This is a genomic window from Streptomyces rugosispiralis (assembly GCF_024505145.1).
Taxonomy (GTDB): Bacteria; Actinomycetota; Actinomycetes; order Streptomycetales; family Streptomycetaceae; genus Streptomyces; species Streptomyces rugosispiralis.
Genome location: NZ_JANIAA010000296.1, coordinates 1 through 202, shown reverse-complemented (window position 1 = coordinate 202; position 202 = coordinate 1). Strand labels below are relative to the sequence as shown.

Here is a 202-nt window from a genome sequence, read left to right as displayed (position 1 = left end):
CGATCTGCTCGGCCGACACCGGCCGCAACACCAGCGAGTCCACCGACAGCACCGCACGCCCAGCACCATCCGCCACCACCAGCGACACCGCATCCGCACCCCCCGCCGACAACCGCACCCGCAGCACCGAAGCACCCACCGCATGCAGCGACACCCCGGACCACGAGAACGGCAGCCGAGCCCCGGCCTCACCCTCGATCAG

General features: G+C 71.8%; 1 protein-coding gene. It reads right to left on the bottom strand.

Features of this window, described 5'->3' with window-relative positions; translation table 11 throughout:
- Nucleotides 1-202 (bottom strand): hypothetical protein (locus NP777_RS47530; protein ID WP_256656424.1); only part of this gene is annotated, 202 nt, incomplete at both ends.